This is a genomic window from Shewanella sp. ENK2 (genome assembly GCF_043568515.1).
In the GTDB taxonomy this organism is placed as follows: Bacteria; Pseudomonadota; Gammaproteobacteria; order Enterobacterales; family Shewanellaceae; genus Shewanella; species Shewanella japonica.
In genome coordinates this window covers 4,328,198-4,349,317 of the sequence record NZ_CP171406.1, presented here as the reverse complement: position 1 = coordinate 4,349,317, position 21,120 = coordinate 4,328,198, and the positions used below count along the sequence as shown (strand labels likewise).

The 21,120-nt window shown below is 37.7% G+C and carries 14 protein-coding genes, 3 tRNA genes and 5 pseudogenes; 14 read left to right on the top strand and 8 right to left on the bottom strand.

What is annotated here, in order from left to right; genetic code table 11:
* Positions 1–102 precede the first annotated feature (102 nt).
* Positions 103–1,391: pseudogene (locus ACGEDC_RS19035) on the top strand (tyrosine-type recombinase/integrase).
* Between the two features lie 1,130 nt (positions 1,392–2,521).
* Here ACGEDC_RS19035 and ACGEDC_RS19030 read toward each other — a convergent pair.
* Entirely contained in the window at positions 2,522–2,974 is a 453-nt protein-coding gene (locus tag ACGEDC_RS19030; protein ID WP_119969270.1) for a hypothetical protein, read from the bottom strand.
* 271 nt (positions 2,975–3,245) lie between these two features.
* Here ACGEDC_RS19030 and ccoN point away from each other — a divergent pair, with 271 nt between their 5' ends.
* The 11 genes and pseudogenes from ccoN (at position 3,246) to ttcA (ending at position 13,216) form a co-directional block, all read left to right on the top strand.
* On the top strand, positions 3,246–4,679 hold the full coding sequence (ccoN, locus tag ACGEDC_RS19025) for a cytochrome-c oxidase, cbb3-type subunit I (protein ID WP_055024514.1): 1,434 nt from the start codon (positions 3,246–3,248) through the stop codon (positions 4,677–4,679).
* An 11-nt stretch (positions 4,680–4,690) separates the two neighbouring features.
* The gene (gene ccoO, locus ACGEDC_RS19020) at positions 4,691–5,305 is read left to right on the top strand and encodes a cytochrome-c oxidase, cbb3-type subunit II (protein WP_055024513.1); all 615 of its coding nucleotides are present in this window, start codon (positions 4,691–4,693) and stop codon (positions 5,303–5,305) included.
* 10 nt (positions 5,306–5,315) lie between these two features.
* On the top strand, positions 5,316–5,492 hold the full coding sequence (locus tag ACGEDC_RS19015) for a cbb3-type cytochrome oxidase subunit 3 (protein ID WP_055024512.1): 177 nt from the start codon (positions 5,316–5,318) through the stop codon (positions 5,490–5,492).
* The gene (gene ccoP, locus ACGEDC_RS19010) at positions 5,492–6,460 is read left to right on the top strand and encodes a cytochrome-c oxidase, cbb3-type subunit III (RefSeq protein WP_055024511.1); all 969 of its coding nucleotides are present in this window, start codon (positions 5,492–5,494) and stop codon (positions 6,458–6,460) included. Before ACGEDC_RS19015 ends, ccoP begins: the two co-directional genes overlap by 1 nt.
* Before the next feature lie 113 nt (positions 6,461–6,573).
* Entirely contained in the window at positions 6,574–7,053 is a 480-nt protein-coding gene (locus ACGEDC_RS19005) for a FixH family protein (protein ID WP_080915715.1), read from the top strand.
* Positions 7,054–7,058: 5 nt separating this feature from the next.
* Positions 7,059–9,451, top strand: a pseudogene (locus ACGEDC_RS19000) (heavy metal translocating P-type ATPase).
* A pseudogene (ccoS, locus tag ACGEDC_RS18995) lies at positions 9,448–9,709 on the top strand (cbb3-type cytochrome oxidase assembly protein CcoS). The pseudogenes ACGEDC_RS19000 and ccoS overlap by 4 nt, the downstream one beginning before the upstream one ends.
* Positions 9,702–10,390: pseudogene (locus ACGEDC_RS18990) on the top strand (sulfite exporter TauE/SafE family protein). Before ccoS ends, ACGEDC_RS18990 begins: the two co-directional pseudogenes overlap by 8 nt.
* A 55-nt stretch (positions 10,391–10,445) precedes the next feature.
* On the top strand, positions 10,446–11,198 hold the full coding sequence (gene etrA / locus ACGEDC_RS18985; protein WP_055024506.1) for an electron transport transcriptional regulator EtrA: 753 nt from the start codon (positions 10,446–10,448) through the stop codon (positions 11,196–11,198).
* Positions 11,199–11,279: 81 nt separating this feature from the next.
* The gene (gene uspE, locus ACGEDC_RS18980) at positions 11,280–12,209 is read left to right on the top strand and encodes a universal stress protein UspE (RefSeq protein WP_055024505.1); all 930 of its coding nucleotides are present in this window, start codon (positions 11,280–11,282) and stop codon (positions 12,207–12,209) included.
* Between the two features lie 119 nt (positions 12,210–12,328).
* The gene (ttcA, locus tag ACGEDC_RS18975) at positions 12,329–13,216 is read left to right on the top strand and encodes a tRNA 2-thiocytidine(32) synthetase TtcA (protein WP_394498406.1); all 888 of its coding nucleotides are present in this window, start codon (positions 12,329–12,331) and stop codon (positions 13,214–13,216) included.
* A 77-nt stretch (positions 13,217–13,293) separates the two neighbouring features.
* On the opposite strand, the gene ACGEDC_RS18970 is transcribed toward ttcA, so the two are convergent.
* Together ACGEDC_RS18970 and ACGEDC_RS18965 are read right to left on the bottom strand one after the other, a co-directional pair.
* Positions 13,294–13,929: a DUF2987 domain-containing protein gene (locus ACGEDC_RS18970; RefSeq protein WP_119969243.1), complete on the bottom strand. Its 636-nt coding sequence runs from the start codon at positions 13,927–13,929 to the stop codon at positions 13,294–13,296.
* Positions 13,930–14,736: a glucosaminidase domain-containing protein gene (locus ACGEDC_RS18965; RefSeq protein WP_394495097.1), complete on the bottom strand. Its 807-nt coding sequence runs from the start codon at positions 14,734–14,736 to the stop codon at positions 13,930–13,932.
* 172 nt (positions 14,737–14,908) lie between these two features.
* Here ACGEDC_RS18965 and yvcK point away from each other — a divergent pair, with 172 nt between their 5' ends.
* Positions 14,909–15,805 carry a uridine diphosphate-N-acetylglucosamine-binding protein YvcK gene (yvcK, locus tag ACGEDC_RS18960; protein ID WP_394495095.1) on the top strand — a complete coding sequence of 299 codons (897 nt, stop codon included), beginning with the start codon at positions 14,909–14,911 and terminating at the stop codon, positions 15,803–15,805.
* Between the two features lie 141 nt (positions 15,806–15,946).
* Here the strand turns inward: yvcK and ACGEDC_RS18955 are convergent.
* The 5 genes and pseudogenes from ACGEDC_RS18955 to ACGEDC_RS18935 all read right to left on the bottom strand — a co-directional run bounded on the left by ACGEDC_RS18955 (position 15,947) and on the right by ACGEDC_RS18935 (position 19,947).
* Positions 15,947–17,138: pseudogene (locus tag ACGEDC_RS18955) on the bottom strand (amino acid aminotransferase).
* Positions 17,139–17,961: 823 nt separating this feature from the next.
* A tRNA-Leu gene (locus tag ACGEDC_RS18950) sits at positions 17,962–18,047 on the bottom strand.
* Positions 18,048–18,097: 50 nt separating this feature from the next.
* A tRNA-Cys gene (locus ACGEDC_RS18945) sits at positions 18,098–18,171 on the bottom strand.
* A 17-nt stretch (positions 18,172–18,188) separates the two neighbouring features.
* Positions 18,189–18,264 (bottom strand) — tRNA-Gly (locus ACGEDC_RS18940).
* 246 nt (positions 18,265–18,510) lie between these two features.
* Positions 18,511–19,947, bottom strand: a complete 1,437-nt coding sequence (locus tag ACGEDC_RS18935; RefSeq protein WP_394495093.1) for a glyceraldehyde-3-phosphate dehydrogenase — start codon at positions 19,945–19,947, stop codon at positions 18,511–18,513.
* Between the two features lie 286 nt (positions 19,948–20,233).
* Between ACGEDC_RS18935 and ACGEDC_RS18930 the strand changes: the two genes are divergently transcribed.
* Positions 20,234–20,977, top strand: a complete 744-nt coding sequence (locus ACGEDC_RS18930; RefSeq protein WP_394495091.1) for a DUF2989 domain-containing protein — start codon at positions 20,234–20,236, stop codon at positions 20,975–20,977.
* The last annotated feature ends 143 nt before the right edge of the window (positions 20,978–21,120 follow it).

Sequence of the window (21,120 nt, the reverse complement as noted above, 5' to 3'; positions counted from 1 at the left end):
ATTTAATTTCAGGTATTTTAATGCCGATAAATAACGTTATCGGCATTAATCATACGGGAATAAACTTGTTATAATCAACGCCTTATTGAGCTTATATTGCAGATGAACTATGTCGCAAGAATTTCCCCTGTATATCCGTTGTTTGATAAATCTGAATTTATATTAACTGGAAATAGTTATGTTAATCAGTATATTACTCAGGTTTCCTTAACCAAAGTTCATGATGCTGGTTTAATTATTGAGCACTGTTCAGATTGGTTGTTTGAACAAAGACAATCAGAAAATAACTATAAAACCTATCGTAGCGAACTCACTACATTTCTACACTGGTGTTTGATGTAGCCTCATTATCACCAATTCAACTCACTAGAAAAGATATCAGTCGTTATATTAGTTATTGTGAAAAACCACCTGAGCAGCTTATTGGCTACTTCAATGTTGCCCAATTTAAGTAAGATAAAGCATTGGATGAACGAGTTCCAAATGCACAATGGCGCCCATTTGTTGGCAAAAAACAGTACGGTGAAAAACAACCTTATGTATTGAGTGACAATGCACTTAAAACAAAAATCGCTATTCTTTCTTCATTTTATGGATATTTAAATAGTGAAGAATACACAGAAAGAAACCCAGCTCAACTATGGCTTAAGCATAGCCGTTTTGCGATTAACCATAAATATGTAAAGAATGAAGATGATAACAATCATGCATTCACGAAGTTACAATGGTCTTATGTTGTCAGTACCGTAAACAATATGGCTGAGCACGAACCTGAAAAACATCAACGTAGCTTGTTTCTCATTAATCTGATGTATTGCTGTTATTTACGTATATCAGAAATCAGTGCCAGAGCTGGTTATTCACCAATGATGTCGCAATTTAGACAAGACAGTCATACTAAAACTTGGTACTTCCATGTACCTTTTTCTAAAAGTGGCAAAGCCAGAAATATTGCCGTCTCAAAAAGTTTATTAAAAAGTTTAACTCAGTACCGAGCTCACTTAGGGTTAACATACTTACCAAGTATCAATGAACAACATCCATTGTTTATTAGGCATAAAGCGGCAGCACATGGTCGAGAAGCTGGACAAATTGGCGCGAACCTAGGCATAAGACAAATTCGAGACGAGCTGGATAAAATCATTGGCCTGGCTGCAGATAAAGCACTTGATGATGGGTTTGAACATGATAGCTTATTAATGAGAAAACTAACTGCGCATAATATCCGCCATACTGGGATAACACATGATATTAATATAAACCAAAGGCCATTGTCGCACGTTCAAGCTGATGCGGGTCATGAAAGCATTGATACCACATCACAGTATTTACACACCACACAAATAGAAAGACACCAAAGTGCAGCAAACAAACCGTTAGATCACATCTAATTTTAACGCGTCGCTACGTAAAATCTGAAAAGGTTATCAAGGGCAATACCCATAGAATTTACACAGCGATGCGTGTTATTTCATCAATTTTACAATAATGGGTAAGGATACACTCTATAAAGGTAGTGAGTTCGGTTACGTGATTGAGTATGTATATTGATAACTATCGTATTTAACATAATATACATTGTGCGAAGTTATGTATGTTTGTTTGTTGAATGAGTGTTTGCAGTCTTTAATGTTTATATCTTTAGATTGACTTGCCTATGACAGATATCGAGTTTTTCAATCAGTTGTTTTCCGAAGACAATGATTCGTTCTTAAGACAATCATTGGTCTTGTTAGAACTTCGTCAGATTGTGACTTTATAAATAATGACTTTAAATAATAATCGTGAGATGTAAATGTGATCTCATGAAGCATCTCATTTGAGACATTCATGCTTGATTGTTTTAGCTAAAGCAGCGCGTATATTCAATTGCTGTTGTCTTGAACACAGTTATGCCACCTTCAGATATTTTATGGCCGGTATTCATATTTGAAGAATAGCCTGCAGATTAAAAGACAACACAGAAGTCAAAGCTATTTCCAGGTATGCATAGCTAATAAAATGAAAGTAATAAGCCAGAAATACTCTTCAATTACAGAATTATTGCTAATCTATTGTTACGAGATTTCTTGATACCAACCCGAACAACGAAACTAAGTAAACTATTGAATAAACGAATCCTTTAAGCTTAATTAGCTCTAACACGCTTAAACTCAAGTAAGGTCGGCTATGTCAATCCTGTAGGTTTCAAGCTGACTTTCTTGTTCAATCAGATCCATAAATTGACTGGCGTTAGTACAATTAACCATTTTTTTGCATGATAATAAACACAGTTGCCATAGCTTTTGTTTTGTTTGTTGATCCAAACTTTTAAAGTCTGCTACACATAAATGTCCGCTTTGAATAAGTAGAGCCATTTTTTCTAATGGGATAGATATGTTTAAATTAGCCATAATGTTAATCTCTAATTGAACCTAGACTAATTATAGCTTAATGATAATGATTATCAATAGCGTTTATTCTTTTTTAAATACAGATTGAAATAATCCCTCCTATATCAGTCAAGCTAACAACAAACACATTAACCGGAGTTGTCGGCTAAGAAGTCAAACCAAGTAGATTGAGTTTGACCTTGATATGAATAGCTGACAAATGCTCGCCATACCATGTAATCACTGCTGCATGAACCATAAATACCAGTGCCAGTGTAATTAACTTCATCAACAGATTGAAGATTAACAGGTATGACTCCCATAAACATATCTCGCCCTTCAATTCGCATCTGAACATCTGAAACAGGCGCAGAAAAGTGTAATTTAATCTGTAATGGTTTTTCACTTGGCGCAAAAACCGGGTTAATCATAAGCCCCACTACGAGATCATTAACATCTTGATTACAAACTTCACGATGAAACTGACATAAAGTCTTATCGATCGATTGTATGACTTTATGTTCTGCATGCGTTTGTGAATCGCATCCCACTAAATTAGTGATAAAAAATAACAAGAAAACGGCTTTTGTTAAAAACTGCACAAATAATAACCTCATGACTCATTTTGATAACATTATCTTTAGGAAATTGATCTGGATCAAGTTTACTCATGGCCAGTGAGTATCTTTTTTGACGCAGCTCAAGTATCATTGCATTGCCTCGTGATAGATATTAAAAACATGAGGTAATACCTTGACATAGCGGTAAAAACCAACTTCAAAACAGTTTGTTTTTTCGTCAAGTGTCACCTGAACAGGTAAAGCACCGTCTTTACTATAATTAAAAGTAAAAGTAATAAGCCGTGGAAGCATTATGATGAATCATTCCCAGCCTACAGGCGCTGATTACAACTACACTATTGTTCGCCAATTTGCATTAACCACTGTTTTGTGGGGAATCGTTGGTATGGCAGTAGGTGTATTGATTGCGGCCCAGTTAATCTGGCCTCAACTAAACTTCGAAACACCATGGTTAACGTATAGTCGTCTTAGACCGCTTCATACGAATGCCGTGATTTTCGCGTTTGGTACTTCAGCCCTATTCGCAACATCCTACTATATCGTACAACGCACCTGTCAAACTCGTTTATTTGCACCTAAATTAGCTGCATTTACATTCTGGGGATGGCAAGCCATTATTCTCTCAGCTGCAATCACGCTACCAATGGGTTTTACCTCTGGTAAAGAATATGCAGAACTTGAGTGGCCTATTGATATTGCAATCACCGTTGTGTGGGTAGCATATGCAGTAGTGTTCTTTGGCACAATCATTAAACGAACGACGTCGCACATTTATGTTGCAAACTGGTTCTTTGGTGCTTTCATTATCACGGTAGCAGTACTTCACATTGTGAATTCAATGGCAGTACCTGTCAGCTTATTCAAATCGTATTCTATGTACTCTGGCGCAGTCGATGCCATGGTGCAATGGTGGTATGGCCATAATGCGGTAGGTTTCCTACTGACTGCTGGTTTCTTGGGTATGATGTATTACTTTGTTCCTAAGCAAGCTGGACGTCCTGTTTACTCATACAGACTGTCTATTGTTCACTTCTGGGCATTGATTGCACTGTATATTTGGGCTGGTCCTCACCACTTACATTACACAGCTTTACCTGATTGGACACAAACATTAGGCATGGTGATGTCGCTGATTTTATTCGCTCCTTCTTGGGGTGGCATGATCAACGGTATTATGACCTTATCAGGCGCTTGGCATAAGCTACGTACCGATCCTGTGTTACGTTTCTTAGTTGTTTCATTATCTTTCTATGGTATGTCTACCTTCGAAGGACCAATGATGGCAATTAAAACTGTAAACGCCCTTTCCCATTACACAGACTGGACTGTAGGTCATGTGCATTCAGGTGCGTTAGGCTGGGTTGCAATGGTGTCTATTGGTTCTTTATATCACCTTATCCCTGTATTGTTCGGTCACGGCCGTATGTACAGCACTAACCTTGTTAATGTTCATTTCTGGTTAGCAACAATTGGTACTGTGTTATACATCGTAGCAATGTGGATTTCTGGAGTTATGCAAGGTCTTATGTGGCGTGCTGTTAACTCTGATGGAACATTAACTTATAGTTTCGTTGAGAGTTTAGAAGCCTCTTACCCATTCTACTTTGTACGCTTTATTGGTGGTGTGTTCTTTTTAACTGGTATGTTCATTATGGCGTACAACGTTATGCGTACAGTGAATGCCCCTAAAGATTCTTTACCAGCATTAGCTGAAGAAAAAGCATAAGGAGCAGAACGATGAAATTTAATCATGAAATAATCGAGAAAAACATCGGTCTGCTAGGTATCTTTACCGTTATTGCTATCAGTTTTGGTGGTTTGGTACAGATTACTCCGCTTTTATTTGCTAAAGATACGACTGAACCAGTTGAAGGGTTAAAGCCGTATAATGCTTTAGAAATTGAAGGTCGCGACATTTATGTTCGTGAAGGCTGCTATAACTGTCACAGTCAAATGATCCGCCCTTTACGTGCTGAAACTGAACGTTATGGTCACTACTCTGTAGCTGGCGAATCTGTATGGGATCACCCGTTCCAATGGGGTTCTAAACGAACAGGTCCAGATTTAGCTCGTGTTGGTGGTCGTTACAGTGACAAATGGCATGAAGTGCATTTAATCAATCCACGTGATGTTGTACCACAGTCAAATATGCCAGCTTACCCATGGTTAGCTGACAACCGACTAGATGGCAAACTCACTGGTAATAAGATGCAAATCTTAAGTAATTTCCACCCGGATCATAATTTGTATACCGAAGAAGAAATTGCTGGCGCACAAGCCGCTGTTGAAGGCAAAACTGAATTAGAAGCGTTAATCGCTTATCTTCAGTCTTTAGGCCACGCGCTTAAATAAGGAGGCAATTATGGATTATGGAACGTTACAAGGCATTCTAACCATTATTGTTATGGTCGTTTTTGCCGGCATATTTTACTGGGCCTATAGCTCAAAAAGTAAAGCTGGCTTTGATGAAGCCGCAAACTTAATTTTTTCAGAAGAAGAAATTGCAAAACAAACTCAACATTCAGGAGATAATAAGTAATGAGTATCTTTTGGAATGTTTGGATTATTTTCCCAACACTGTTAGTTATTGCAGGTTGTTTCTTACTTCTTCGTGCTTGTTCAAAGAACAAAACAGGTATTGAAGAAGGTGAATCAATGGGGCATAAGTTTGATGGTATTGAAGAACTCAATAACCCACTCCCTAAATGGTGGGCTTATATGTTCTACATCAGTATTGTATTTGGCTTAATTTACTTGGCTTTATATCCTGGTCTTGGTAGTTACCAGGGGTTATTTGGTTGGACAAGCTCTAATCAAAGTGTTGGTTATGAAGAAGGTATTAAAGTTGATTCAAAAAAGGCTGTTGAACTTGCTAAAAGTGAAAATCGTCTTTCACAATACGACCGTGAAGTTGCCGCTGCAGATGAAAAATACGGCCCTATCTTTGCTGCATACTTAGCGACTCCTTTAGAAGAGTTAGTTAAAGATGAAGAAGCACTAAAGGTTGGTGGACGTTTATTCCTGCAAAACTGTGCTCAGTGTCATGGCTCTGATGCTAGAGGTAGCATTGGCTTCCCTAACTTAACTGATAATAATTGGTTATACGGTGGTGAGTTAGCTACGATCAAAACATCTATTATGAACGGACGTAACGGTATGATGCCACCTAAAGGTGGATTACCAATTGAAGACAGCGAAATTCAAGGTTTAGCCGAATATGTCTTCAAACTTTCTGGCCGCGATCATGACGCTACACTTGCTGCGCAAGGTCAGGCATCATTCATGAAAGGTTGTTTTGCCTGTCACGGTATGGATGGAACTGGTAATAAGTTTATGGGTGCACCAAACTTAACTGACGATGCTTGGTTATATGGAAGCAGCCGTTTACAAGTTATGCAATCTATTGCTAATGGCCGTTCAGGTGTAATGCCTGCATGGAATGATATTCTAGGCGAAGAAAAAGTCCATGTAATTTCTGCTTACGTTTATAGCTTATCAAACAAATAGTTACAGCTTGATAACATAAAGGCTTCGTGAAAACGAAGCCTTTTTTTAAGTGATTATTAAGGCTTTTCGAGTTAAAATAATCACATAATAATTCTTATTTTTAGGACCGTTTTATGTCTGCCCCTCTCCCTTGGTATAAGCATTTTTGGCCATGGTTCATCATCGTACTTTTACTTGTAGTTGTACTTAAAAGTATGGTTGCAATGAGCATTGCCATCGACAATGCAGATTCGCTAGTTTCAGATGATTATTACAAAGAAGGCAAAGCCATCAATATGGATTTGCGTAAAATAAAGCAAGCCAAAAATCTTGGTATGCAATACTTGGTTGAAGTTGATGATCACGAATTAATAATTTCTCAACATGGCGGACCAGCATATACAGCAGCACTTAAAGTAAGCTTTATCCACCCCACTATTGAAGAAAAAGATTTTAATATCAATGCTACAGCTGATGGCGAAGGTAATTACCGAATTGGTTTATCTAATGCTATATCTGGACCGTGGAATGTTCGACTAGAAGGCTTCGATGCAAGTTGGAGAATTCAGCAACGAATTGAAATTACAGACGATGTTGAATATTGGTTGAACTAATTTAAATGCAGAATTGTTTTCATTGCAACGAGCCCGTAATCACAAAAGACGAGTTTACAACGGTTATCGACAATCAGACACGTCAGATGTGTTGCCCAGGTTGTCAGGCTGTTTCTCAAGCGATTATTGATTCAGGTTTAAGCAGTTATTATCAGTATCGAAGCGAACCAGGAAGTCGTCAAACGGCCTTGGTTCCAACTGAATTATTACAATATTCAGCGTATGATTTGCCTGAAATTCAGCAGGATTTGGTTCATGCGGTCGAAAACAATAGTACCCTATCTTTGTCAATAGACGGTATTACATGTGCAGCTTGTGCTTGGTTAATTGAACATAAATTAAAGCAGCTCAATGGCATCATCAGTATCTCGGTAAACTCCACCACCCAACGTGCTTTAGTCTCATGGGATAATCAATGCGTCAAACTCAGTGAAATCCTCGCTGAGATAAGTCGTATCGGTTACCAAGCAGCCCCGTATCAAGTTGATGAACAAGAAAAACAAAGTAAGAAAGAAGGAAAAAATTCCTGTTAAGACTTGGACTCGCTGGCTTTGCGACGATGCAGGTTATGATGTTTGCACTGGCACTTTATTCGGATTATTTTGTAACCTACGATACTGAAATGCGAGATTATTTTCGCTGGGTCAGTATGACATTAGCCGCTCCAGTTGTGTTTTACTCTGCTCAACCTTTTTATTTTAGTGCAGTAAGAAGTTTACTTGGCGCTCGAGTCAACATGGATTTATCTGTTTCGATTGCCATTATTGGTGCCTATATTGCGAGTTGTATTGCCACAATTAATGGAACAGGTGAAGTCTATTTTGAATCAGTTTCTATGTTCACTTTCTTTTTGTTACTTGGAAGATACTTTGAACAAAAAGCCAAGCAGACAGCATCAGAAAGTTCGAGTAATTTACATAAACTCATACCACTAACAGCGCACCGAATTACCGTCGATGAAAATGGTACTGACAGTATTGAAGAAATACCTGCTAAAAGGCTCAATATTGGCGATAAAATACTGATCAAACCTGGCGATGTTGTAGCTGCTGATGGCGTCATCATTTCTGGTAAGTCCGGCCTTAATGAAGCGATGCTAACTGGAGAGCAACTGCCTGTCTTAAAAGCCACTGATGACTGTGTGTTTGCAGGCACTATCAATATTGACCAGCCCATCACAATTACTGTTACGGCACTGGGTCAAGACCAGCTAGTTGCTGAAATAATACGGCTACAAGAAATCGCATCAAACAACAAACCTAAAATTGCGTTAATGGTCGATAAATCCGCAAGTTACTTTTCAACAGCCATTATTGCTATTGCTGCTTTAACCTATGTTTTCTGGCATTTTATTTCACCAGAAGATGCGTTTTGGGTCATGTTGTCAGTGTTGGTCGCTACATGTCCTTGTGCCCTAGCCTTAGCAACACCAACAGCAATAACATGTTCGACAGCGATTTTGACTAAACTTGGGATAATCATTCGTAAACCTGGTGTATTTGAAAAACTTCCTTTAATTGAACATGTTGTTTTTGATAAAACTGGTACATTAACTTGTGGTTCAGTGTCAATTAACCATATTGTCGTCACCGATAACATAGATAAGTTAACTGCTAGCCGCTATGCAGCAGCAATGGAAGTCGGTTCATTGCACCCAATTGCCAAAGCATTCGCAAATATCGAGCTTGATGGGATTACAGCTCAAAATATTACTAACCATATTGGTTTGGGGCTTTCTGCTGTTATTAATGATTCAACCGTGAAGTTAGGCAACGCACAATTTGTTGGCGTTGATGCAAGCTTATGTCACGGCCAACTACTCTGGCTATCAGTAGATGATTTAATATGTGCATGTTTTGTTCTCCAAGATGCGATAAGAGAAAACAGTTATACCGCTGTGAATGGATTAATTAGCGCAAATATAGACGTCAGTATTGCGAGTGGTGATACTTCAGAGCATGTATTAGCTATTGCGAAAAAACTTAACATTAAAAATAGCTATGCGGCATTAAGTCCAAAAGATAAACTGGACTTAGTCAACAAGTTACAACAAAAGCAAAACGTCGCCATGTTTGGTGATGGAATCAATGACGCACCGGTTCTTGCTGGGGCAAACTTATCTGTTGCAATGGGAAGTGGTAGTGCTATTGCTAAAAATAGCGCAGATGTCATTCTTCTTGGCGACCAATTATCTAAATTTAGCCAAGCAATAACCGTGGCTAAAAAAACTAATCAAATCATAAAGCAAAATTTAATTTGGGCGTTTGCCTATAATATAATAATTTTACCGCTTGCGGTAACTGGTCATGTTGTTCCCTATATTGCTGCTTTAGGGATGTCATTAAGCTCTATTATTGTTGTTTCAAATAGCCTTCGTTTGCTAAGGATAAAACCATGAGCATCATTTATGTATTAATTCCAATAGCAATGTTATTTGTTGCCGTCGCTGTCGCCGTTTTTTTGGGCTGTAAAATCTGAACAGTTTGATGATCTCGATAGACAAAGTGTTTCAATTTTATTTGATGAAGACAATGTAACTCAAACAATTAAGAAAAACACCGAACAACAAAATAGTCATCAAGAAACTGATTCAGCATCTGAACCTACAACAGCGATAAAATCAACAAAAGCAACCGAGTCTACACAAGGTGATTGAGTACAATGTTTGGGGAGCATTTCTAGTAGGGCTAATGGGAGCTGCGCATTGTTTCGGCATGTGTGGTGGCTTGATTGGGGCCTTTGCGAGTAATTTACCTAATGCTAGCGGTAACAGACTCGCAAACCAGATAAGCTTTTTAATTAGCTACAATGCAGGTCGAATTATAAGTTATGGATTAGCTGGTGCGTTAGCTGGCGCCAGTACTGCAGCTTTAGGCTACATGTTTGATGTTGACAGTTATTTAATCGCCCTACGATTATTTGCTGGCATTATGATGATAGCAACAGGTTTGTATATCGCTCAGTTTTGGTTTGGCATTGTACAGATAGAAAAACTCGGCCAAGGGTTATGGCGTGTGCTTAAGCCAATAGCTAATAGATTATTGCCAATTAAGAATCGATATCAAGCTGTTATTGCAGGCATGGTTTGGGGATGGCTTCCCTGTGGCTTAGTTTATAGCACATTAACTTGGTCAGTGGCGTCAGGGGATGCTTTAACTGGTGCATTAATTATGTTGGCATTCGGTGCGGGTACCCTACCTGCTTTATTAAGTGCCGGTGTTGCTGCAAAAACATTATCGACTTGGGTTCAAAAAAGAACGTAAGGCGCTTAAGTGGGATCCTTATTGTAGTATTTGGATTACAGACTATTTATATCGCAATCATGCAGCTAAACTAGCTCAAGTAATGTTATTAGTTTAACATGGTGATGTAGTAATTAATTGAGAATATATATGCCTACAGATCAAACAAAACAACTTCGCGCATCAACAGGTGGTTGTGCCATTCATTGTCATGATTGCAGTATGGAGTCGCTTTGTATTCCTTTTACGCTTGATAACAACGAGCTAGATAAGCTCGATGAGATTATTGAGCGTAAAAAGCCCGTTCAAAAAGGCGATCAAATTTTCAAATCTGGTGACCCTCTTAAATCTCTTTTTGCAATCCGTTCAGGCACAATTAAAAGTTTCACGATCACTGAACAAGGTGATGAACAAATTACTGGCTTTCACCTTGCAGGTGATGTTATTGGATTTGATGGTATTCATTCTCAAACTCATCAAAGTTTCGCACAAGCTCTTGAAACTGCAATGGTATGTGAAATCCCTTTTGAAACGCTCGATACTTTATCTGGCACGATGCCAAAGTTAAGACAGCAAATCATGCGCCTAATGAGTAATGAAATTATGGGCGATCAGGAAATGATTTTATTACTTTCTAAGAAGAATGCAGAAGAACGTTTAGCAGCCTTTATTAACAACCTAGCTAATCGATTTGGTAGCCGCGGCTTCTCGCCACATGAGTTTAGATTAACCATGACACGTGGTGATATTGGTAATTATTTAGGATTAACTGTCGAAACAATCAGCCGTTTATTAGGCCGTTTTCAAAAGTCTGGCTTAATTGAGGTTAAAGGTAAATACATTACAATTATTGATCATGTCGCATTAAGTCAACTTGCTGGTAATGCACGGATTGCCACCTAATAAATTTTCCGTTTTATGATCTGACGCAACGACTTAAAACGCAATAACAGTGATAGTGATATAAAACAGCTTGGAGGTTTTATGAAGGATTATAATAAGATATTAGTTGTCATTAACCCAATGACAGACCATCAACCTGCATTGGCTCGAGCCGTTGAACTAGCTTCAAAATCCAATGCCACTATTACTGCTTTCCTTACGATATTTGATTTTTCTTATGAAATGACCTCGATTCTTTCTAGTCAAGAAAGAGAAGCAATGCGTCAAGGTGTGATAGATCAAAGAGAAAGCTGGTTAGCTGAAGCTATTACTCCGTATGCCCAAACAGGCTTAAATATTGACACCAAAGTTGTTTGGCATAACCGCCCTTTTGAAAGCGTTATTAAATTTGCCATAGAACAAAATTATGATTTACTTGTTAAAAGCACTCATGAACATGACAAGCTAAAATCAATTATCTTCACTCCTACGGATTGGCATTTATTACGTAAAGCGCCTATCCCAGTTTTAATGGTCAAAGAACATGATTGGCCAGTTGCTGGTAAGATTTTATGTGCAGTGAATGTAGCAACTGAAGATGAAGAACATTCTACATTAAACACAAAAATCATTGAAAACGCACTTAACCTAGCAGCTAAGTTCTCTGCACAAATTCACTTAGTTAATGGATACCCCGGTACTCCAGTCAATTTAGCTATTGAGTTACCAGAGTTTGATGCAGTTAGTTATAACGATACCGTTAGAATGCAGCACGAGCAACGCATTCAATATTTAGCCAATAGCTTTAATATTCCGCTTGAAAATTGCCACGTTGAAGAAGGTTTACCAGAAGACGTAATACCTGAACTTTCACAACAATTAGATGCTGAGCTGGTTATTTTAGGCACCGTTGGTCGTACTGGTTTTTCGGCAGCACTGATTGGTAATACAGCTGAACATGTGATTGATAGCATTAATTGTGATTTACTCGCTGTTAAACCTGACGGTTATAAATCACCTCTCGAAGACTAAAGGCTTTACCATAAGCCAGAATGCTGGAATAATACGCGCCCTGAAACGATAGTTACTGGGCGCTTTTTAATGTCTGAATTGCAACAACAAGAAAAACAATTGGCAGACCGCCAATCTAAATTACAAAAAAATTACGTCATGAAGTTGGACGTGCCATCGGCGATTACCAAATGATCGAACATGGTGACGTAGTAATGTGTTGTCTGTCTGGCGGTAAAGACAGTTATGCAATGCTAGATATCTTATTAAACCTTCAAAAACGAGCGCCAATTAAGTTCGATATTGTTGCGGTTAATTTAGATCAGAAACAGCCTGGTTTCCCTGAAGATATCTTGCCAGCTTATCTTGATACTCTTGATGTCGCGTACCACATTTTAGAAAAAGATACCTATTCAATCGTAAAAGATAAAATCCCTGAAGGTAAAACGACCTGCTCATTATGTTCTCGTTTACGCCGTGGCACACTTTATGGGTTTGCACAAAAAATAGGAGCGACTAAGATAGCTTTGGGTCATCACCGCGACGATATTATCGAAACATTATTTTTGAATATGTTTTTTGGTGGAAAAATGAAAGCTATGCCGCCAAAGTTATTATCTGATGACGGCGCTAACATGGTTATACGCCCATTAGCCTACTGTAAAGAAAAAGACATTGCTGAATATGCGGAATTAAAACAATTCCCTATCATTCCATGTAACTTATGCGGTTCTCAAGAAAATCTTAAACGTGGTGCAGTTAAAGATATGCTTAACCAGTGGGACAGAGATTACCCTGGACGTATTGAAACCATATTTACTGCTATGCAAAATACTTCTCCTTCTCAAGGCGTTGATAGAAATGTGTTTGATTTCTTATCACTACAACGTGATGCAGATGCGCCACTTTCAGGTGATGTCGCTGAATCAGATTTACCCGCTTTTGATTTTTTAGATACGACCAATAATGGTCACATTAATCTAGATGAAGCAGCTAAGATTGATATTGTAACGACTTATAAACCGTAAAAACATACATTACGTCCCACAATAAAAAGCCCTCGAATGAGGGCTTTTTTGTCTTTGCTTGATTCAAACGCAAACTGTTAATTTACGTATGGGCTTAAAATTATCGGCTGTTTTGAAAAAGACAGCTGCTTTATAGTTTCAATTTCTGCTGAGGTAAGCTGTAATTTATCGCTAACAATGCTGACTTTACCATCTATGTTCGTCTCTACAGGTAAGTCAGTTGATGCAAATGAAAACGTTAATCCAGTAATCGGTTTACGAAAATACTTCATAGGAAATCCTTGTTGACCATCGAGCAAGGCATCCATGTCATTTTTTACAGCAACTAATTCGTCTTGATTATAAACAGATTGTACCTTCTTAGCTCTTACTTGCATGGCAACACCACATTGACTCGCGTCACCTGATACTTGCAAATTTATTAAGCCTCTATCTGATTTCAATTGGGCATCAAAGGGTAAGTAAAGACGCTGCTGTTTGTCATAAGTTAATGGGTATTGATGTTTCTCAGTGGTGATACTCCCTGAGATAATTTTACAATTTTCATTTCTTGGGACACTAAATACAACTTCAACTAGCTGGTAGTTATTTTTGTTAACTTGCTTGAGCCGTTCGTAAAACCCTGCATAAGGAATTGATACTGAATCTGCTAAAACTGCTGGTGATAATAAAAATAGCGCTAAACAAGAAGCTAATTTTCTTATTTTATTCATTTATAATCCTGCTAAATAAGCTTTGTTATGACGAAGCATTTCTAATAACTCGTCTATATAGGCATCTTTTCTTTCTGAGTAGTGTAATAATCCATAAACGAGATCTTCCGCTGCAGGCTCTTTTCCTTGGCTTCGAAGATCCGCTCGAATAGAACGTAATAATCGATATGCTGAATTAGTGTTTAAATTCAGCATGTATGCAGCAATGGAGTCCTCAGGCGTTTCAAATGAGGCAACCTCATGATTCATCCCTGCTTTTCTAGATAAAGGAACTAATCCACAGCCTTTTGAAAAGCACCACTGGCCAAAATAATTATTACCTTCTTTGGCGAAACGAGAACTTCCCCAACCGGTTTCATTGGCGGCTTGAATAAGTACCATTCTTGCAGGTACTGTATCAACTCGCTCTAATAAAGGAGTTAATGTAACGAGATCAAACTTTTTAACTGTATATTTATATTTTTGAGTTAATTTTTCTAAATTAAAAATCTCTGCGTTAGTTAATGGCTGCTCGTTAGCAAGGTTTGCTAAAACTACCTTCAGAAAATTTCGCTCTTTTTCTATCAGCGCATTTTGATGGTTAACCGCTGGAGACATATAATCGAAAAAGGCAGACTTTTTGGTAGGTATATCTGTGATTGCTGTAAAGTCAGGTACAGTGTCTTCATCGACTTGATTTTGTTCGATCTCAGGTGTTTCAACCAGAATGTTCTCAATTGTAGGAACTAACCACACTCTGATTAGCATTATGCTGATGATTACAACCCCTAAACCAAGGGTAAACTTTCCAATTCTACCGGTTCTCAAAAAAATCCTTAAAAAATAATTTGGTTAATTATACCGAGAAACAAGATTAATAGCAGCGAAGTATTTATGCTAATATTAATGATGATTCTATTTTAGCATCTTGTGATAGCTTAAATAAATCAATCAGTACAATAGCTTAAAAAATCATCATTACTGTATGAAAGGAATCAATATGATGAAACATGAATTAAATAGTGTCGATAGTATCGTGGCTATTGGAGGAGGACATGGCTTAGGTCGAGTGTTATCTTCACTCTCTTTCCTTGGTCCTAAGTTAACCGGTATTGTAACGACTACCGATAATGGTGGTTCAACCGGGCGGATCCGACAAGATGAAACAACCATTGCATGGGGCGATTTAAGAAACTGCCTTTCGCAACTTGCACATAGGCCAGCCATTGGGACAATGCTGTTTGATCATCGATTTAATGGAGATAATGAGTTAAACGGTCATAATCTCGGGAATATTATTTTATATGCACTAGAGCAGCTATGTGTTCGCCCTCTTGAAGCAATCAAACTAATTAGAACCATTTTAAAAATTGAAACTCGTGTCATTCCTATGTCTGAATCACCAACTCACCTCAGTGCGCTTAATGCGCAAGGTGAAACCGTTTTTGGTGAAATGAATGTTGACGATATGAAAGAGATACCAAGTCAACTGACTTTAGCTCCTAACGTTGCTGCAACTTGTGAAGCACTACAAGCAATCAATAAAGCTGACATTATCATCATTGCGCCAGGCAGTTTTTTAACTAGTGTAATGCCACCCTTACTTATCCCAAGTATTGCTAATGCGATTAAAGACTCACCTGCAAAAGTGATTCTAATCGACAATTTAACGTCAGAGCCTTCGTGTGCATCGTCTTTAACATTGGATGACAAAATAGAATGGATCAATCAATCAGTATCGACAAATAGAATTAATAAAATTATTAGAAACTCTGATGCTATTGATATTGGTGAATTAGTAAGTTATTTCCCTTTAGTCAGTGACCATCATTTAGGTTTGCATCACAAAGAAGCATTAGCAGAAGCGATAGCAACGGTCGTTAGCCAGAAAGCATAATGTAATGTTTAAAGTTATAGAAAAGCCCTTAAACAATGTCTAAGGGCTTTTGCATTTTTAGCTAATAATTTAAGACTGTTTTGCTCAACTAATTTAACTTACAAGAAAAACAATCTCTAAACTAAAAATAGCTTAATGTACTTATAAAACCTGAGCTATTGCTTTACAAATTACAGGAATATTTTGTTTAGTCATACCCGCAACACTGATGCGTCCTGAGCCAACAATATATACTCCGAATTCATCTTTTAAACGATTAACTTGTTCTTTGCTTAAACCTGAAAAGCTAAACATACCATTTTGACGAGAGATAAAGCTAAAGTCTTGCTTCACACCTTCGCTTTTTAACGTTTCTACAAATAGAACTCGCATTTCTGCAATACGTTGGCGCATTTCAGCCAACTCTACTTCCCACTCTTGGCGTAAAGTCTCATCAGAAAGTATGGTACTTACAATTAAACCACCGTGCGCAGGGGATTAGAATAAGTAGCACGAATTGTTTTTTAATCTGACTAAAACTTTTTTGTGCTGTTTCTTCATTTGCAGCAACGACAGTAATAGCACCAATACGTTCGTTATATAAACCAAAGTTTTTAGAGAAAGAGTTAGCGACTAATAGTTCAGGCACTTTAGCAGCAACAATCCGTAAGCCTAGCGCATCTTCTTCGATACCAGCACCAAAGCCCTGGTAGGCAAAATCAAATAAAGGGACTAATTCTTTGTCAACACACAATTGACCTACTGTCTCCCATTGAGATGAACTTAAATCAATCCCTGTAGGGTTATGACAGCAACCATGAAGCAAAATAAGATCACCAGGTTGAGCAGCTTGTAAATCAGTCATCATTGCATCGAAATCCATATCGTGGGTTTCTGCTTTGTAATAACCGTACTCTTTTATTGTTAAACCAGCAGTTTGGAAAATATTTTGATGGTTTGCCCAGGTAGGATTACTGACCCATAATGTTTTTGAATCAGTGTTACGAACTAAAAATTCAGCGGCTACACGTAATGAACCCGTTCCTCCTGGTGCTTGAGCTGTATATGCACGTTTCGCATTAATAATGTCACTTTTAGCACCAAATAATAATGTTTGAACTGCTGTGTTGTATAGCTCTACACCTTCAATTCCAAGATAGTTTTTTGTTTTCTCAGCGTCTAATAAAATTGCTTCAGCTTTTTTAACTGTTTTGAGTACCGGGGTTTGTCCGGCTTCATCTTTATAAATACCAACACCAAGGTTAACTTTATCGGCACGTGGATCTTTTTTAAATGCGTCTGTTAAACCTAAAATGGGATCTGCTGGAGCTTGAGGGATTTGAGAAAATATCATTACTTCTTTCCTACTTATAAAGTGAACCACAATTTTTAGTATTTATACCATTGTATTGGCATTGGAAATAGTGACATTTAATCAACTAATCAGAAATTGTTCACACTTTAAGGATTTATCATTTTTTATCAGTATAAAATAAATAAAATACAATAAAGATTCTGTTCTCTTACAAAACTTCAGTAGATATCACATATTAAATAGACATTCATGTGAGACATGGAGAGTTTGCAATTTCGCTATCGTACGTGTTTTGAAGATGCGGGTAGAATCGTTTTCTGCTAACTATAATGAGTTCTTATATTGATGTTTGTACGCACTGTATTTCATTTAATGCTACCCTTCTGATCATGCATTCACTAACTTAGCAACAATCTTGAACCTATCAAGTTTCCTCCTTTTAACTCGTATGATGAACAAATATCCGCATATGCATTTATTACTTTTAGACCTAAAAGGATTTGAATCTCTAAAAGTTAGAATTACACGTACGCCTTAATACTAAGTCGTATGCAAAGAAGGCATCCGAGGTCAAACTTGAACTGGTACGCCCTATCTTAAAACGACGAGGGATTTATTTTTTCCCCGATAAGCAAAGTTTCAGATTTTTGATACAAAAAAGCCCCAACTTTCGTTGAGGCTTTATGCACCATACTTATGTATGTAAATAATGGTAACCGAGGCCAGACTTGAACTGGCACGCCTTATTTTAAAACAACGAGGGATTTATTATTTGCCCGAGAAGCAAGTTTCAAATTTTAGATACAAAAAAGCCTCAACTTTCGTTGAGGCTTTTTTGTACCATACTTACGTATGTAAATAATGGTACCCGAGGCCAGACTTGAACTGGCACGCTTATTAAGCGAGGGATTTTAAATCCCTTGTGTCTACCGATTCCACCACTCGGGCAAAAGTGTTGTTTTAACTATATCTACATCAATACAATTAAACAAAAATTGTGGAGGCGCGACCCGGAGTCGAACCGAGGTCGACGGATTTGCAATCCGCAGCATAGCCATTCTGCCATCGCGCCGAAACTTGTTATTGAATTGGAGCGACATATCGGGTTCGAACCGATGACCTATACCTTGGCAAGGTATCGCTCTACCAACTGAGCTAATGTCGCCTTTCAATGCAAGTAATCAATAAGGAGTTAATCTCCGTTGTTGATTTCGAAATGGATTTTACCGTTTTACGCATGACTGTCAATGCAGATTTTTTAAATAATAGCAGTTTTGAATTTGTTTGATGTTTAAATCTACGCATTGAGTGAATAATTAACAATACGAATAAAACTCAAGCAATAAAAAAGCACTTCAATTGAAGTGCTTTTTCTAAGTGTCTTTTAGATAATTAAAGACAGATTAAAAACTTAAGCTTCTGGTAAAGATAACGTCGTTAATCCAAGCATTTTTTGCATAACACCAACAACCTGGCAGCTATAACCAAATTCGTTGTCATACCAAACATAAAGTATCGCACGTTTGCCATCAGCAATTGTCGCTTGTGAATCAACAACACCAGCATAGCGAGAACCGACTAAATCACTTGAAACAATTTCAGTTGAATCGGTGTAATCTACTTGGTTTTTAAGATCTGAAGTTAATGCAATATCCTTAAGATATTCATTTAATTCTTCGCGATTAGTCTCACCATTTAAATTAACACTGATAATTGCCATTGAAACATTTGGTGTCGGAACGCGAATAGCGTTACCTGTTAATTTACCTTCCATAACGGGTAATGCTTTTGCAACAGCTTTTGCTGCGCCCGTTTCAGTAATAACCATGTTTAATGGTGCACTGCGGCCTCGACGGTCAGCACTATGGTAATTATCAATTAAGTTTTGGTCATTGGTATAAGAGTGAATCGTTTCTACGTGACCGTTTTCAATACCATACTTATCGTTAACAGCTTTCAGTACTGGCGTAATTGCATTAGTAGTACAGCTTGCTGCTGAAACAATCATGTCTTCAGGTAAAATATCGTTTTCGTTAACACCGTAAACAACATTTTTAATCGCCCCTTTAGCAGGTGCAGTTAATAATACTTTACTTGCACCCTTGCTCTTAAGGTGAAGACCTAAACCATCTTCGTCTTTCCAAATACCTGTATTATCAACTACTAGCGCATTGTTAATACCATATTGTGTGTAGTCGACTTGATCAGGTGAATTGGCATAGATGATTTGAATGTACGTACCATTGGCAATGATAGCGTTGTTCTCTTCATCAACTTCAACAGAACCGTTGAACGGCCCATGTACTGAATCACGACGTAATAAGCTCGCGCGCTTTTCTAAATCGCCTTTTTTACCACCACGTAAAACAATGGCTCGTAAACAAAGTTTATTACTCTTACCTGTTTTTTCGATCATTAATCGTGCTAATAAACGACCGATACGTCCAAAGCCATATAAAACTACGTCTTTTGATTCAACATCATCGCCAAAATTAAGACCTGCTTCCAGCTCATGAGTCATGTAAGCTTGAATTTGAGAAGCGTCTTTATTATCACGCCAGTAATTAATCGCTAGTTTACCGATATCAACTTTACAGTGTTTTACTGACAACTTACTTAATGCTTCAACAAACGGGAAGCTTTCACGTAGACGTAATTTTTCACCAATATGGCGACGAACAAGTCGATGCGCTTTAATAATTTCAATTGTAGATGCGTTTAGTAGAGGTTTACCATACACTAAGACTTCAACGCCTTGATTGCGGTATAGTTTTCCTAATAAAGGCTGCATTGCTTCAGCCATTTCGAAACGTTCTTGCCAACTTTGTAGGTGTTTATCAGCGCTCATTAAAAAGATCCTTTATCTCATATTTCAGCTTTTTGTCGCAGAAAGAATTGAGTAACGAAAAGAAAAGACCAATAATCATTATTTGGTAGGGTTAACCCTTTTGGTCGGCGACATTGTAATGAAATTTATGCGTTTTCGCCAGTAAGAAATTTTTAGTAAACCTGTAATTTTATTAGATAATTTCCTATTTTGGAGCTAGTTTTGAACAAAAGTTTAGTAATAATTACATCATTTTCAATTTTTGCTGCTTTATTCGGCTTATTTGGTTGTGATGTTGGCCGAAATAGTGGCAGCATTTGTAAAAAATCCTGAACTTTGTGCCGATTTACACAAGGATAGTTGGTGTTTAGTAGAAAAAGGAGACTTAATCCGTAGTCGTTATCAATTAAAGATCACTGAAAATCCGTCGGGTAAGCAACTATATGATCAATTAATTAAACTTGAATCTTATAGCAACTGCATTGAACTCGCAGCCGGCGTTAAACATATAATAAACACACATCGAACAGAAGACAGAGAACGTGCTTATGCTGTTAGCACTCAAAACTTAGCCCAATTACAAGAGTACACCAAAGACAATCCTGATATTTACCTTGCGTATTATCGTTGGACTAAATTTAATGACTTCCCCTCTCGCGATATTGTTATTAAAGCCGAACAAGCCGGTGAGCTCACTGAAACCTTTATGCTCGCTCAAGTTGCCTCTCACTATATAAAAACAGATGTCGCCAGAGCCAAATTACTTTATTTGCATTTACTCTCCCATGTTAAGGCGAGCAATATTGATTCAGATTGGCTCCTCGCTCTCGCAACCATATATAGAAGAGAACAAAATGTACAAAACGAGTATTTGTTAACTAAGGCGAATACTTTAATAAGTGATAACACTGCCTCAGAAGAAAAATTATTAGCGTTAATAGCAAACAATTCAGACTTAGCGGTGCAACTCGATGCGGAAGCGAAAGAGCTGGTAAAGGACATCAAGCAAGGAAAGTTTGCAAGCAGTCAGATAAAACATCGTTTTGAATAACCAAATGTAAAATTATTAGCTACACTAAAACACAAATCATTTACAGCACTCGCTGTATTGGACTTTCATAAAAAAGCTCAAAACCGCTTTTATTTTGAATTCTGTAAATAAAATACAGACATATTCACGATAAATGTCGCTTT